13 protein-coding genes are annotated in these 14416 nt (G+C 65.5%); 4 read left to right on the top strand and 9 right to left on the bottom strand.

Annotation, left to right across the window (positions count from 1 at the left end):
* The first annotated feature begins 445 nt into the window (after window positions 1-445).
* Complete coding sequence (locus QX121_RS29380) at window positions 446-2134, top strand: methyl-accepting chemotaxis protein (RefSeq protein WP_315813698.1); 1689 nt, start codon at window positions 446-448, stop codon at window positions 2132-2134.
* Window positions 2135-2146: 12 nt separating this feature from the next.
* Here the strand turns inward: QX121_RS29380 and QX121_RS29375 are convergent, their stop codons facing one another.
* The 7 genes from QX121_RS29375 to QX121_RS29345 all read right to left on the bottom strand — a co-directional run bounded on the left by QX121_RS29375 (window position 2147) and on the right by QX121_RS29345 (window position 8233).
* Window positions 2147-4831, bottom strand: a complete 2685-nt coding sequence (locus tag QX121_RS29375; protein WP_315813697.1) for a DUF2339 domain-containing protein — start codon at window positions 4829-4831, stop codon at window positions 2147-2149.
* A 194-nt stretch (window positions 4832-5025) separates the two neighbouring features.
* Complete coding sequence (locus QX121_RS29370; protein ID WP_315739978.1) at window positions 5026-5532, bottom strand: tyrosine phosphatase family protein; 507 nt, start codon at window positions 5530-5532, stop codon at window positions 5026-5028.
* 101 nt (window positions 5533-5633) lie between these two features.
* On the bottom strand, window positions 5634-5858 hold the full coding sequence (locus QX121_RS29365; protein ID WP_315773945.1) for a hypothetical protein: 225 nt from the start codon (window positions 5856-5858) through the stop codon (window positions 5634-5636).
* Complete coding sequence (locus QX121_RS29360; RefSeq protein WP_315717219.1) at window positions 5855-6094, bottom strand: hypothetical protein; 240 nt, start codon at window positions 6092-6094, stop codon at window positions 5855-5857. Before QX121_RS29360 ends, QX121_RS29365 begins: the two co-directional genes overlap by 4 nt.
* Before the next feature lies 1 nt (window position 6095).
* Window positions 6096-6713, bottom strand: coding sequence for an HD family hydrolase (locus QX121_RS29355; protein WP_315757075.1), 618 nt, complete (start codon window positions 6711-6713; stop codon window positions 6096-6098).
* Window positions 6710-7339, bottom strand: coding sequence for a DNA-3-methyladenine glycosylase I (locus tag QX121_RS29350; protein ID WP_315773940.1), 630 nt, complete (start codon window positions 7337-7339; stop codon window positions 6710-6712). Before QX121_RS29350 ends, QX121_RS29355 begins: the two co-directional genes overlap by 4 nt.
* 9 nt (window positions 7340-7348) lie before the next feature.
* Window positions 7349-8233, bottom strand: a complete 885-nt coding sequence (locus tag QX121_RS29345; protein ID WP_315813696.1) for a folate-binding protein — start codon at window positions 8231-8233, stop codon at window positions 7349-7351.
* A gap of 198 nt (window positions 8234-8431) precedes the next feature.
* Between QX121_RS29345 and QX121_RS29340 the strand changes: the two genes are divergently transcribed.
* Entirely contained in the window at window positions 8432-9766 is a 1335-nt protein-coding gene (locus tag QX121_RS29340; RefSeq protein ID WP_315773974.1) for a dihydroorotase, read from the top strand.
* Between the two features lie 132 nt (window positions 9767-9898).
* Here the strand turns inward: QX121_RS29340 and QX121_RS29335 are convergent, their stop codons facing one another.
* Window positions 9899-10420 (bottom strand): protein phosphatase CheZ, encoded by a 522-nt coding sequence (locus QX121_RS29335; protein WP_315739983.1) that lies wholly within the window; start codon window positions 10418-10420, stop codon window positions 9899-9901.
* A 734-nt stretch (window positions 10421-11154) separates the two neighbouring features.
* Between QX121_RS29335 and QX121_RS29330 the strand changes: the two genes are divergently transcribed.
* The gene (locus tag QX121_RS29330; RefSeq protein WP_315776186.1) at window positions 11155-11598 is read left to right on the top strand and encodes a CBS domain-containing protein; all 444 of its coding nucleotides are present in this window, start codon (window positions 11155-11157) and stop codon (window positions 11596-11598) included.
* 198 nt (window positions 11599-11796) lie between these two features.
* On the opposite strand, the gene QX121_RS29325 is transcribed toward QX121_RS29330, so the two are convergent.
* Window positions 11797-13191 (bottom strand): serine hydrolase, encoded by a 1395-nt coding sequence (locus tag QX121_RS29325; protein WP_315776187.1) that lies wholly within the window; start codon window positions 13189-13191, stop codon window positions 11797-11799.
* A gap of 364 nt (window positions 13192-13555) precedes the next feature.
* On the opposite strand from QX121_RS29325, the gene QX121_RS29320 reads away from it, so the two are divergent.
* Window positions 13556-13855, top strand: coding sequence for a hypothetical protein (locus tag QX121_RS29320; RefSeq protein WP_315813695.1), 300 nt, complete (start codon window positions 13556-13558; stop codon window positions 13853-13855).
* Window positions 13856-14416 lie beyond the last annotated feature (561 nt).

The raw sequence follows: 14416 nt of genomic DNA, 5'->3' as shown, positions 1-14416 counted from the left end.
GGGTGATTGCGCCGCTGGCCATCGGATTCGAGGTCCGGTGCGCCGTGGCGCCAATCCGCTGAGGGCGTGTTCTCCGTCCGTCACACTTCTCGCGCTCAGACGGCGTTTGTGATGTTGCCGAACGCAGTTCGTGGTTTTGCTTCCACACGATCCGTCAACGGTATCGGGAGATCCGGTGCCTCGGGCGCCGGTTCAGGAGCACCGCGCCGTCCCTGAGGGCCATCATTTTACGCGCATTGTCAGTAATCTTACGGTTCCAGCATTAACCTCCGATAAGCCTGTTTCGCGCCCAATGAGGTCGTCAGAGACGACATGCGGGTTCGGAATTTTCGGAGCCCTCTGATCCTCTGACCTCGACCGCGCAGCGCAGCGCAGACCTGGATGTTCGGGCCGTCTCTGGCGCTGGCAGAACGCGGCCGAACCACGCAGTCAGCTGGGGTCCTCCGTGTCAACAATGTCCATTCGTACGAAGATCATTTCGGTCATCGCCTTCATGCTCTTCACCATGTGCGGGCTCGGCGTGCTCGCCGTCACCAGCATGCAGTCGATCAACGTCAACACGGTCGACATCGCCACCAACTGGTTGCCAAGCGTGCGCGCGATCGGCGAGCTGCGCGCCGACATCAACCTGCTGCGCATCGCCTTGCGCGCGCATGTGATGTCGGAGACGGCCGAGGCCAAGCAGGCCGCGGAGAAGCGCGTCAACGGAATCCTTGAGACGATCAACAAGGACCGCAAGACCTACGAGCCGATGATCACCTCGGCCGAGGAACGCGCGATCTACAACAACTGGGTGCAGTCCTGGGAGAAGTACGTCGTCGCCGTCAAGCAGGTGATGGACGAATCCAACAAGAGCGTCGGAAAGATCCCGCACGAAGCCACCGAAATGCTGGAAAAATCGGCCGCGGCGATCGCGCGCGACGCCGACAAGTATTTCATCCAGGACATCGAGTTCAACAACAAGGGCGCCGACAACGCGACGCGGCAGGCCGCCGAGAGCTTCACGCGTGCGATCTGGCTGGTGGTGTCGATCATTGCCGCGGCCGTCATTGGCGGCATCGCCATCGGTTTCTATCTCGTGCAGAACGTCTCGTCGGGCATTGCGTCGATCATCAAGCCGATGCAGGAGCTCGCCAAGGGCGATCTCGGCGCGGAGGTGACGCATCGCGGCGAGCCGACCGAGATCGGCGCCATGGCCGATACGCTGCAGGTGTTCAAGGAAGCGCTGATCGCCAAGAAGGAGGCCGACGAGCTCGCGGCCCACGATGCCGAGGTCAAGATCGAACGCGGCCGGCGCGTCGACAATATCACCCGCCAGTTCGAGGCGACCATCGGCGAGATCGTGCAGACGGTGTCGTCGGCCTCGACCGAGCTCGAGCATTCCGCCGGCGCGCTGTCATCCACCGCGACGCGTTCGCAGGAGATCTCGACCGCGGTTGCGGCTGCTTCGGAGGAGGCTTCGACCAACGTGCAGTCGGTCGCGTCCGCGACGGAGGAGCTATCGTCGTCGATCACCGAGATCAGCCGCCAGGTGCAGGAATCGGCCCGCATGGCCACCGAGGCCGTCGACCAGGCGCGCATGACCAACGATCGCGTGAGCGAGCTGAGCAAGGCCGCGGCGCGGATCGGCGACGTCGTCGAACTGATCAACACGATCGCCGGCCAGACCAATCTGCTGGCGCTGAATGCGACCATCGAGGCCGCTCGTGCCGGCGAGGCCGGCCGCGGCTTCGCGGTCGTCGCCTCCGAAGTGAAGGCGCTGGCCGAGCAGACCGCCAAGGCGACCGACGAGATCGGCCAGCAGGTGTCCGGCATCCAGGCGGCGACACAGGAATCGGTCGGCGCCATCCGGGCGATCTCCACGACCATCGAGCGGCTGTCGGAAATCTCGTCGGCGATCGCGGCGGCCGTGGAAGAGCAGGGTGCCGCCACGCAGGAGATTTCGCGCAACGTCCAGCAGGCATCGGAGGGCACGCAGCAGGTTTCTGTGAACGTCGTCGACGTGCAGCGCGGCGCGACGGAAACCGGAACGGCCTCCACGCACGTGCTGGCCGCGGCGCAATCGCTGGCCTCGGACAGCGACCGGCTGAAGCGTGAGGTGGCGTCGTTCCTGGAGTCGGTGCGCGCGGCCTAATCCGACATGGCGCTACGCCGCCGGCTGAGCCGGCGGCGCCTGCTGCTGCCGTCGGAACAGCACCTTCTGGTACAGCCAGCCGATCGCGACCAACACCAGCCCGAGCCCGATGAACGACAGCGCGCGCCACACGCCGGTCAGCGCCGACATGTCGATCAGGAAGGCCTTCAGGATCGTCAGCGCGATCACGATGGCGGACGCCAGACGGGCGCGTTGCGACTGCACGATGATTCCGATCCCGAGCAGCACCACGCCGAAGGCGAGCCAGGCGATCGAATAGGTGTACTGCTCGGCCGCGCTGGTCGGCCCTGCCGTCAGATCGGGGCCGTGATAGATCCTGCGGATCTCGAGGCTGACATAGGACAGCGCCAGGATCAGTGCGCCCGCGGCCAGCGTATTGCCATAGGCCGGCGGACGGCGGCCTGCGACCGCGTAGGACAACAGCAGCATCAGCACCGCCGGGAACGCATAGGCCAGGATCAGGATGTTGAGCAGGCCGCCCTTGATCGCGACATCCGAGATCATCGGATTCTCGAGCAGCAGCAGCCCGAGCACGGTGGCGCCGCCGGCAAAGCCGGTCAGGATCACGGCGCTGATGTTGTGCACGATGCTGCCGCTGCGCTCCCGCAGCCGCTCCAGCCCGATCGCCAGCGCCAGGGCCACGCAGACGTCGAGTCCCACTTCGGCGAGCGATGGCACCGCCAGCATGTCGCCGTCATTGACGGCGTGGCGGATCTCCAGGAAGGCGAGCAGGGTCGTGAACAGGATGGCGGCGGCCTCCACCGCGCGCAGCGGCGCGTCGTCGCCATGGCGGCGCATCAGATAGCTCGCGCTCCAGAACGACGCCGCCGGCACGCCATAGCCCCACAGCAGCCAGTTGACGATCGGCGTGGTGCCGACATCGGCGCCGACGATGCGGGGATCATAGCCGATGCGCAGCACCACGAGCCCGGCAAGGACGGCCGCGAGCGTGCGCAGGAACGGGATCGGCCGGCTCTCGAAGATCCAGGCGGTGCCGAGCGACATCAGCGCCAGCGCGATCGTCAGCCAGCCCTTCTCCAGCGCGAAGGTCAGCGCCAGCGCCAGCGCGGCCAGCGTGCCGGTGGCGAACAATGCGATCGAGGCACTGAGGCCCGGACGCTCCTCGCGCCGGGTCAGCGCCTCGGTGGCGACGGCAAACGCGGCGGCGAGCACGACGGCGACGATCGCGAACGGAATCGAGCGGTCGAGATGGGCGATGCGCGCATAGAGCGCGACAAGAAGCGCCAGCGGCGTGAACACGCCGGCCGCCGACCACACCACCGGCACGACCGCGTTGTGCGAGCGGCCCTGCGCCAGGAAGCCGGCGCCGCCGAAGCCCAGCGCGAAGATCGCCGCCGTCACCAGATGCGACGTGACCGACGCGCCGAGCGGGTTCGGCCCCATCCCGGGCAGCGCGCCGCCGGGCAGCACCAGCAGGTCCGGATTGTCGCGCAGCGCCCATTCGGCGAACACGAGGAACACGGTCGCAGCGGCGGCGGCCACCGCGCCGACGGCGCTCGGCGCGCGCCAGGCGACCGCGAGCGTCGCCGCGACCAGCACCGTGAAGCCGATCAGCGCCAGGCCGTCATGGAAGCTCGCCAGCACGACCAGCATGGCGCCGAGCAGATAAACCGCCAGGCCGACGGATGAGATCGGCTCGACCTCGTCGTTCTCGGCGGCGGGTCCGAACATGAAGCCGCAGACCACGATCAGCGCGGCCAGCGCGAAACCAACAGCGACGTGGAAGACATGCGGCGCCACCGTCTCGACGCCCGCGTCGAGTCCGGGCAAGGTCCACAGGAACGACAGCCCGATCGTGGTCATCGCGAGCCAGCGCCACAGCCGCACGCGGGCCAGCGCAAAGGCGGCGGCGGTGACGATGGCGAGGTAGATGTAGAGCGCCCAGTAGTTCGGCTCGCCAGTCGACACCAGCACCGGCGTCGTGAATGCGGCGACGAGGCCGAGCCCGGCCAGCGCCGGGCCGTGCAGCAGCGCCGCCGCCAGCGTGCCCAGCGCGACGATGCCGAGCAGCACGAAGGCGATCGCGGGCGGCAGGAACTCATACAGCGCGTAGGCCGCGTAGATCGTGGCGAAGGCGACCGCCGTGCCGGCCGCGGTCAGGATCGCCGGAATGTTGGCGATCGGCAGCGCTGCGATCTGCGAGATGCTCTCCTTGCGCCGGGTCCATTCGCCGGCCGCAAGCAGCGCGGCGGCGAACAGCGCGCCGAGTGCGACGCGCACCTCGGGGCCGACGAGGCCGGCCTCGATCGAGTAGCGCACCATGAAGAAGCCGCCGAGCGCCAAGGTCAGCCCGCCGATCCACACCACCCAGCGGGTGCCGATGCGCTCCTCGAAGCCGGCCGCAGGCTGCGGCACAGGGGGCGGGGACGCGAGCGGCGGCGGCTGTTCGGCCGCGTCGTCGCTCGCCATCGCCGCGGGCTGGAGAGCAGGCTCGGTCAGCTCCGGCAATGGCGGCGGCATTGGCGGGGCTTCAGCGGGCTCCTGAAGCGGGCTGAGCGGCGGCGCGACCACCGGCGCAGCCGCGATCGGGCGTGCCGCCTCGAGCTTGGCCAGCCGGGCCTGCACCTCGGCCAGGCGATCGGAAATCCGGCGCGCGAAGGCGAGCGCGGCGAACGCGACCAGCAGCGCGATCCAATCCAGGGGCCAATCGAACATCACGCGGGGAATCCTCAATCGATGGGCGCCGGTGGGCGTCAGGGGTGGAACGCGCCGGCCTGCGGGTGGACCGCTGGCGCAGCGAATCGGCCGACGGCCCGCGGCGCGTCGCCCGATGGCCGTCGTTCCCTCTGTGTCAAACCGTGGAACATAAGTTCAAAGCGCACCGGTACTCGGCTCCGCCGCGTCGCAACTCAGTCCAGATCGATCCGGAACGGCGCGCTGTCGACCATCATGGCGCCGGGCCCGATCGCGTCCAGCGCGCGCACCATGCGCCCCTGGCGGCCCAGTGCCCTGTCGGCCAGGCTGACGATCAGCCGGTTCGGCGAGGCGATCGGCGAGGCCTGGCGGATCGCCCAGGCGATATCGAGCTCGTCGCGATTGGGGTTGAGCGCGCAGGCCGTGGCGAAGGCGCTCGCGGTGGAGCGGCTGATGCCGGCATAGCAGTGGATCACCAGCGGCGCCGCACGATCCCAGCCGCGCACGAATTCCAGCACCTGGGCGACGTGATCCTCGCTCGGCGCCATGAAGCCCGGAAGCTGCTCGGTGATGTCGTCGACCGAGACCCGCAGATGGTTTTCGGGGCGGATCGTCTCCGGCCGCTTCACCTGCTCGACATTGGCCATGATGGTCAGCACGTGGCTGGCGCCGGTCAGGCGCACGGTCTCGGGCAGGGCGGCGAGTGAGCAGACGTGGATCATGGCGAGCCTTTGGAGGCCCGATTATACGAATGGGGGCACAAGGGCAAAAGCGGGATTTGGATGTCTGCTGTCGGGCTGGCGCATATATGCGCCGACAGCCCTCAGCGCGTGTTCTTGAGCTGCCGCAGCTCCTGGCGAACCAGATGGGCCTTGCCTTCGATCTCCGCGTTCAGCCGCTCGAGATGGTCGAGGAGCCGCTCACGGTTCTGGGGGGCGATCTCGACCGGTTTCTCGGACCAGGGCCGGCGCACGAACAGGGCCACAATGGCGACGGCCAAGGCGGTCAGAAGCGGAAAGCTCAGGGCAACGAGCTGGTGCATGGTCATCGAAGACCTCCCAGGATCCACTGACCCAGCAAATGTATGAGCACTCCGGTGATAATGCAAACGACGCCCGACCCGTAGATCAAGCCCGCGGGGGTGCTGGGCGGCAGCACCCCATAGACGAACTGGGCAAGCGGCACGAACGTTCCAGCGGTGACGATGGCCGTCGCCAGCGTGTTGACCCAGTTGGCCGCCAGCTTCAGCCGTTCGTTGCGGCGTTCGTCCGGCGTCAGCGGCATCTCAGCACGACCCCAGCACCGCGTGGAAACGGGTCAGGAACTGCTTTTCGGCCTTGGCCGCGCTCCAGGGCGTCAGATAGTCCGTCACGGTGGCGTCCGGCAGGCCGGGGTCGCGACCGAACAGCTTCTTCGCCTCGCTTTCCGAGAAGCCGGCCAGCCGGGTCGCCTCCAGAAAAGCGGCGCCGCGGTCGGCCGCCTTGATCTGGCGCTCGATCTCAGGAGCAATCTCGGCCGGCAGGCCGAAGCGGATGTGGATGGCGCCGAGCAGCCGCTTCTCGACGCTCTTGTAGCCGTCGCCGAGCACCGCCTTGAACGGCGAGATCATGTCGCCGATGACGTATTCCGGCGCATCGTGCAGCAGCGCGGCGAGCCGCAGCCGGGCATCGATGTTCGGCTTGCGCGCGCGCATCACCGTCTCGACCAGCAGCGTGTGCTGCGCGACCGAGAAGATGTGCGCACCGGTGGTCTGGCCATTCCAGCGCGCGACACGCGCGAGCCCGTGGGCGATGTCGGCGATCTCGACATCGAGCGGCGAGGGATCGATGAGGTTGAGCCGCCGGCCGGACAGCATGCGCTGCCAGACGCGGTCGTGCCCGCTCGGGGCCTTGTCAGTCGTCATTTGGGAGGCTTGAGGCGTGGGGTGCGGCGCTTGCCGCTGCAGGTCTCGTGGCAGAAGCAGGTGACGAGATGGTCGTTGACCATCCCGGTCGCCTGCATGAAGGCGTAGACGATCGTGGGACCGACGAACTTGAAGCCGCGCGAGGCCAGCTCCTTGGAAATCTTGATCGACAGCGGTGTCGAGGCCGGCACGCTCGCGGTGGTCTTGAACTGATTGACCTTGGGCGCCCCGTCCATGAAGTTCCACAGCAGCTTCGAGAAGCCGGGACCCTTGTCCTGGATGTCGAGCCAGGATTTCGCGCTGAGAATCGTCCCTTCGATCTTGGCGCGGTTGCGCACGATGCCGGCATCGTTCATCAGCGCGTGGATCTTCTTGTCGGTGTAACCAGCGATCTTCTCCGGCTGGAAATCGTCGAAGGCGCGGCGGAAATTGTCACGCTTGCGCAGGATCGTGATCCACGACAGCCCGGCCTGGAAGCCGTCGAGGATCAGCTTCTCGAACAGCGCGCGGTCGTCATATTCCGGCACGCCCCACTCGGTGTCGTGATAGGCGACATAGAGCGGATCGCTGCCCGGCCAGGGGCAGCGCGTCAGGCCATCGGGATGGACGACAGCAGCGCGACCCATGAGACCGGCTCAGGCGACCGTCTGCTTCGGCGCGCCCTGCAGCGCGTCGGGATCAGCGATGCGCAGAACGAGGCCGCCGGCGGTAAGCGGCGTTCCCGCCTCCAACGCCTCGGCGGCGCGGTCGATGCGCAGCAGCGCCATGCCCCTCTGCGCGGCGGCCGAGCCCATGGTGCCGACGGACTTGTCGCCGGCCAGAATCGGCGTGCCCGGCTCGGGACCCGGCCCGTCGAGCAGCACCTTCGCCGCGCGCGTGCGCGTGGTGCCGCGATGATGCATGCGGCTCACCACCTCCTGGCCGACATAGCAGCCCTTGCCGATGTCGACGCCGTGCAGCCGGTCCATGTTGGTCTCGTGCGGGAAGGCATCGCCATACGTGAAGTCGAGCCCGCCGCGCGGCACGCTGCAGTCGATACGATGCGCCTCATAGGCGTCGGTCTCGACGATCTCGGCCCCGAGCCGTGCGGCGATCTCCGCGAGCGCCTCCTGCGGCGCAATGACGCGCGCGCCGAGGCGCTCATGACGCGGATCGGCGAAGCTCGGCTCCGGCGTGGCGCCGATGGCGCCATCCCAGACCGCGATCACGCCGAGCTCTCCGGAGCGATTGCTGACCGCGACCTTGGCCCTGAGCTTGTAGAGGTTGAGCTTGTCGGTGAGCGCCTGCGCCAGCGCGCGCGGACAGTCGAGCAGGAAGCGCTCGCCGGCGTCGGTCGCCGGCACCTGCGCCACCAGGAAATCAACGATGATCTTGCCCTGCGGCGTCAGCAGCGCGCCGAACCGGGCATCGCCGGGCGTGAGCTTGGTGACGTCGGTGGTGAAGAGACCGTTGAGGAACTTGCGTGCATCGTCGCCGCTGACCTGGACCACGCCCCGGTCGTCGAGAAACGTCGCCTTCATCCGAAAAACCTCTTGCGACAGGCCGCACTGAAACGTAAGCCGCCCAGGCATAAACCACAAGGCTGAAACGCCGCCGCGCGGTGGCTTCATTCTAAAGATCGAGACTCGCGTGCCACCGGAGGCCAGCAAATGGGCAGGCGCGCAGCATGATCGATCTGTCTTGGGGCGGTCAGGAGAATGAAATCCTATGAGGGCTTCATGAGCGCGCGCTTCGACGTCATTCTGAAATCCGGCACCGTGGTCAATCAGGACGGCGAGGGCGTCCGCGACATCGGCATTTCAGGCGGACGTATTGTCGAGATCGGCGATCTCGGCACAGCCTCGGCCGCCGAGATCATCGACTGCAAGGGCCTGCACGTGCTGCCCGGCGTGATCGACACCCAGGTGCATTTCCGCGAGCCTGGTCTCACTCACAAGGAGGACCTCGAAACCGGCTCGCGCAGCGCCGTGATGGGCGGCGTCACCGCCGTGTTCGAGATGCCCAACACCAATCCGCTGACGGTGACCGAAGAGGCGTTCGCCGCCAAGGTCGCTGCCGGCCGCCATCGCATGCATTGCGATTTCGCCTTCTTCATCGGCGGCACCCGCGAGAATGTCGAGCAGCTTCCGGTGTTGGAGCGCGCCGAGGGCTGCGCCGGCGTGAAGGTGTTCGTCGGCTCCTCCACCGGCTCGCTGCTGGTCGAGGACGACGACAGCCTGCGCCGCATCTTCCAGGTGATCCGCCGCCGTGCCGCGTTCCACGCCGAGGACGAGTACCGCCTCAACGAGCGCAAGGACCTGCGCGTCGAGAACGATCCGCGCTCACACCCGGTGTGGCGCGACGAAGAGGCGGCGCTGCGCGCCACGCAACGTCTCGTCACCCTCGCGCACGAGACCGGCAAGCGCATCCACGTGCTGCACATCTCCACCAAGGAGGAGATCGTGTATCTGCGCGACCACAAGGACGTCGCCACCGTCGAGGCGACGCCGCATCATCTCACCTTGGCGGCGCCGGAGTGCTACGAGCGGCTCGGCACCTACGCGCAGATGAATCCGCCGGTGCGATCAGTCGATCATCGCGACGTGATCTGGTGGGGCGTCCACCAGGGCATCGTCGACATCTTAGGCTCCGACCACGCGCCGCACACCGCGGAGGAGAAGTCCAAGACCTATCCGGCCTCGCCCTCCGGCATGACCGGCGTGCAGACGCTGGTGCCGATCATGCTCGACCACGTCAATGCCGGCCGGCTGTCGCTGCAACGTTTCGTCGACCTCACCAGCGCCGGCCCCGCCCGCATCTACAACATCGCCCGCAAGGGCCGCATCGCCGCCGGCTACGACGCCGACCTCACCATCGTGGACCTGAAGCGCAGCGAGACCATCACCAACGAATGGGTCGCCTCGAAAGCCGGCTGGACGCCCTATGATGGCCTACGCGTCACCGGCTGGCCGGTCGGCACGTTCGTCCGCGGCCAGCGCGTGATGTGGCAGGGCGAGCTGCTGACGCCAGCGACCGGCGAGCCGGTGCGGTTCATGGAGACGCTGCGGCCGTAACGGCGCTACGCGTTAGTTTGCTCCGTCATTGCGAGCGCAGCGACGCAATCCAGAGTCCTTGCGCGGCCCTGGATTGCTTCGTCGCTCTGCTCCTCGCAATGACGCGGAGCGGGCATCACGCCTGGCCGTCGTTCACGCGAACAGCTTGTCGATGTCGTCCTGGGAAATCGCCACGCCGGGCCGCTTCGGGCCCTCCAGCAAGTCTGGGACGCTCGAGGGGGCAGCAAGCTCGGTGGCCAGCCGCGCCAGCTCCTCTTTTCCCCAGATGCGGACGAGCTTGTTGATGTGGTCCTCCATGAACTGCAGCGACTTGACCACCCGCGTGATCCGCTGCCCTGTGAGGTCCTGGAACGCGCACGCCTCGAACACCTTGTTCGTGCTGTCGACGATCTCGTCGCTGACCGCCGCGGCCGTCGGGTCTTTGACGCTCTGCAACTTCGCGACGCTGGCGCCGATCGCCTCCATGCTTTCGAGGATCGCGTTCCCGGCCACCTCCGTATTCTCGACGATCGCGTCGAGGGTGTCGGTCATCGTCGCGAAACTGCCCTTGCCGTCGCCTTGAAGAGCGGCGAGTTCGCGCCGCATGCTGCTAATCTGGCCGAACATCTCGACCAGGTAGGTTTTCAGCAACCTCTCTTCTTCCGGCGCAATCATCAGAAATCCCCGACTTTTCCTTAACGTTTCCTTACCAATTCTTCACGCGGCAGTTGCAAACCCCGGCCTGCGCTTCTGTGAAGGCATTTCGGATTTCGCTTCGGCGGTGACCGGCTCGCGACGCGGCTATCGAGATTTCGCGTAAGCTCGAAACGGCACTGTGGTCAGGTAGGTGAAGATCAGCGACCTATTTTTGCCCGTTTTCGTTAAGGGCGCATGTTCATTCCCGTCAAAGCCTTCAAATTGCTTTGTGAAGAGTTTCCGAGCGACATGGCTGCCGAGGGGGGCCGTCGGGCAGTGCTCGGTCTGCTGTCGGTTTCCGCGACGCCGGGACGGCCCTTTGAGCCTGGATGAGCGAGCGGGCGTCACGACAGGAGGCAGGCGGCGTCGGCCGGCCAAAATGAATGCGAATGTCCGCTGCCAGGGACGACGCGGGCGTGGGGGAGAAATTCCAGTACGCCGCCTCTTGACCCAGAGCTCTCTACTGACCGCGATCGTCGATCGACTTGCGTTTTGCCGAGCAACATTTTTGCCGGCACCCGATGGTTCCGCTCTCGGGGACGACCTGACGTCTGCAATCCCAGGAATCGCTAGGCCGCCTGTGACCCCAACCATCGTTCGGTCCACGGCCAGGCGCACCGCATCGGCGAGGCGCTGACGAAGCCGGATATTTCGACTATCCTGCCATCCGGACCATCAAGGCGGGGCAGGACGGGGTCCAGGAGGGGACATCGATGAGCACAGTAAGAAGCGCGCTGGCCCAGAAGAATGGCGCCCTGATCCATGTTCGTTCCGACGACATGGTCGTCGAAGCCTTGCGCCAGATGCGCGACAACCGGGTCCGGTCGGTGCTCGTCATCGACGACGGCGCGCTGGTCGGCATCGTGACCCAGGGGGACTGCGCCATCAAAGTGCTGCTGCCCGGGCTCGACGCCAAGCAGACGCCGGTGGGTCAGGTGATGACGGGCAACCCGGTGACGGTCAAGCCGGATCACCGGCTGGACAGTTGCATGGCGATGATGGCTCAACGTGGCTTTCGCCATCTGCCGGTGCTGGACGCGGGCAAGGTCGTGGGCGTGATCTCGGTCGGAGACGTCGTCAAGAACATCATCCGGGACTTGGAGCACAACGTGGACGACCTGATGGGCTACATCATGAAGGACGGCCCCGGGGGCTGACGGACGAACGTGGTGCCGTCGCTCTCCGCCGATATCTGCTTGTGACCCATCTCGGACCTTTCCGCCCGGCCCCGCGACGTCCGCTGTCGGGGTGCACCGGAAGTTAACGACCGTGGAAGCGCAGGGGCCGCTTGTGACCCGAGGCCGACGTTGTTCGCGGTGCATGGTCAGCCCAGGAATGTGGTCAGGTCTGACGCGCTAATGCCTTCTCTCGCCCCGCGCGTCGTTGCCATTCTGATGAAGAACTAGATGGGAGATCTGCCCGGCGTCCGTCGAGAAAAACTCCAACTGGGCGTCAACGACTTTCGCGAAGAACTTGCTCTGCGACTCGGGAAATAGCCGGATTTTGCGTTGATAGGTCGCTTGCGACATCAGTTGCCCATTCTCCAGAGTGATGGTGATCGAGAACGTCGGCGTAAAGTCATAGACGCCAGTGTATGTCGCGAGAATAGCGGGATCGACCTCTACGCTCGTGCGGACGATCGGATGAAAATCCGGCCAGCCGTAGACCGAAGCGATGCTGCGCAAGATCTCGGTCGCTAGTAGCTGGCCGCCTTGCGCGTTGGTCATGATGACCGCTCCATCGCCACTATGCTGATAGGCGACGAGCACCGCTTCGAAACCCTCGTCGATACCACCGTGCGAAAAGAAGGGATTTTCCTGCGAGCCCCCGATCGGAAAACCCAAACCGTGATTGCCTTGACCGGCAACGAGCATCTGCTTGGTCATCTCAGTCGAAAGCACTCGATTTGAATCGCCCAGCAGCGAACGCTGAATCTCGATCGCGTATCGCGCGAGGTCAGTCGGCGTCGTCCAAAGTCCTGCAGCCGCCATTTCCGGATAGATGTGGGACCCGCCCTCTACAGGAGCGCCGTTTGCCTTGTAGGGCGTCGCAGCGCTGGAGCGCAGTTCCACCGGCAGCGGCTGTTCGTAGGTACTGCGGGTCATGCCGATAGGCGCAAGCACTGTGTCATGCATGAGCTTAGGGAACGGTTGATGCGAGACGTCGAGCAGCAACTGCTGCATCACCGTGTAGCCACCGCCGGAGTATTTCCAACGGCTTCCCGGAGCAGCCTCCAGGCGAACGGGGGCGGTGTTGGCTGGCTTCTCTCCATCTAGGACTTGGACGAGCGAGGGAATCGGAGCACCCGCCGAGTAGCCCGGGAATCCGTGCACCGTGAGCCCGGCAGTGTGACTGAGCAACTCACGCAGCGTAACCACGGCGCCTGGCGCAGCTGCGCTTGCGGGGATCTTCCACGAGGTCAGTGCCTGATTGACGTCCGAGTCGAGCGCCAGCTTGCCTTGCTCGACGAGATGAAGCGCAGCCATCGCCGCGACCGGCTTGCTGATGCTACCGGCCTGGAACAGGGTATCGGCCGTCACGGGGCCGCCCCCGAGTTGTGCGACGCCAAATCCCTGCGCCCATTCGACGGCGCCATTATGGATCACCGCAATGCTGACGCCCGGCACTCGATCAGCGGCCATGCGGTCCGGGAGCCTTTGACAAATGTGAGGATCGTCCTTCTCCACCACCTTCGTCCTGAGGCACGCGCAGACATCATCGATTCGACGCTGGATTTCGGGCGAGATCATCCCCTGAGCCTCAATCTTTTCTGATCGCCACAACAGTACGCCGAGACACAGTAGAGCGGTCAGCAAGCAAAACCGTATCACAATCATCGGTTGATACCTCTAGGCAGCCGACGTTAACGTAGCTCGATCCCTCAACACGAGACAAATGTCCGCTTGTGGCCCTGGCTGTGTGAAAAGGCCCATAACGGATCTGGTCGCCGGCTCGCGTGAAGGTCTGCTTCTGATGCTCAACCGGAAGCAGGGGCCTGGGAACAGCGCTCCGACACGGCTGTATCTTGTGGTCTTCTTAGGGTTGAGGAAACCGGTTCGCGCTATTCGCCTGTGACCTTCAAGACGGTACGGCTGGCCCCAAGGATAATGTCTGGTGTACTTCATCGCCTTTGTGATCGTGGTCGTCTTGACTGCCGTGGTGTCGCTTCGCCGATCCATGACTCTATCACGGAACGCTCGGGGGGCTGGCCCGGCCCAGCGGCTGGCAGCGCGGCGGCGGGCGCTTTGGCCTGTATTCTGCGCGGCAATTTTTGAGTTTGGGTTGATTGGACTTAGTCATGTTCAAGACAACCAGGACCTTGGTCCCTCCGTGACGATCCATCTCATGGCGCTTACGGCCGCTTTTATCGGCGGCTGGTTTCTTGGCGTCATCGGCGGAATGGATTGGGACTGAAGCGCCGCAATCAACGCAAGGACAACAAAGCCCGTCGGGCGAATCAGTCGCGCGATCTTGTTTGCAACGCCGTCGTTCGGGCTCGCCGCAACTACACGAAACGCCTGTGCCGAAACGGCAATTTTGCGCATTGTCTCAACGTGATCGCGCCCGCAGCACCTTCCGGGCGAAAGATTTAATTTTCGTTTTTCCAGAATACGTGTCTATCCTCCACCCATCCCGCCTCAACGAGAGGGGCGTACGCGCGGTCGTCACGAGACGCGAGGCGGGCAGGCGGTGGACGTGTCGGGTTGCAGCGTGGCTTTGGCTGCGCGGACGGACAACCTTCGATGCGGACGTGAAGTCGCGTGGTCCTGGCCTCCCGATGCCGAGGTCAAGCCTGAGCGTGATGCGAGAGCATCGGCGCAGGCGATGGGGGCAATCAAGCCGGTCCCCAGGGAGAGCGCGAAAGAAGCGTTAAAACCATCGCGCAGGGAAGGCTGGGCGGTGGATTCAATTGGTCGTCGCAACACTCGATGAGGAGATTGCGATGGGCATTCGAAAGAAACGGTCAACGCGGGG

Source organism: Bradyrhizobium sp. SZCCHNR2028 (assembly GCF_032380995.1).
In the GTDB taxonomy this organism is placed as follows: domain Bacteria; phylum Pseudomonadota; class Alphaproteobacteria; order Rhizobiales; family Xanthobacteraceae; genus Bradyrhizobium.
The sequence above is the reverse complement of the archived record's forward strand: the minus strand, read 5'-3'. Positions and strand labels throughout refer to the sequence as shown.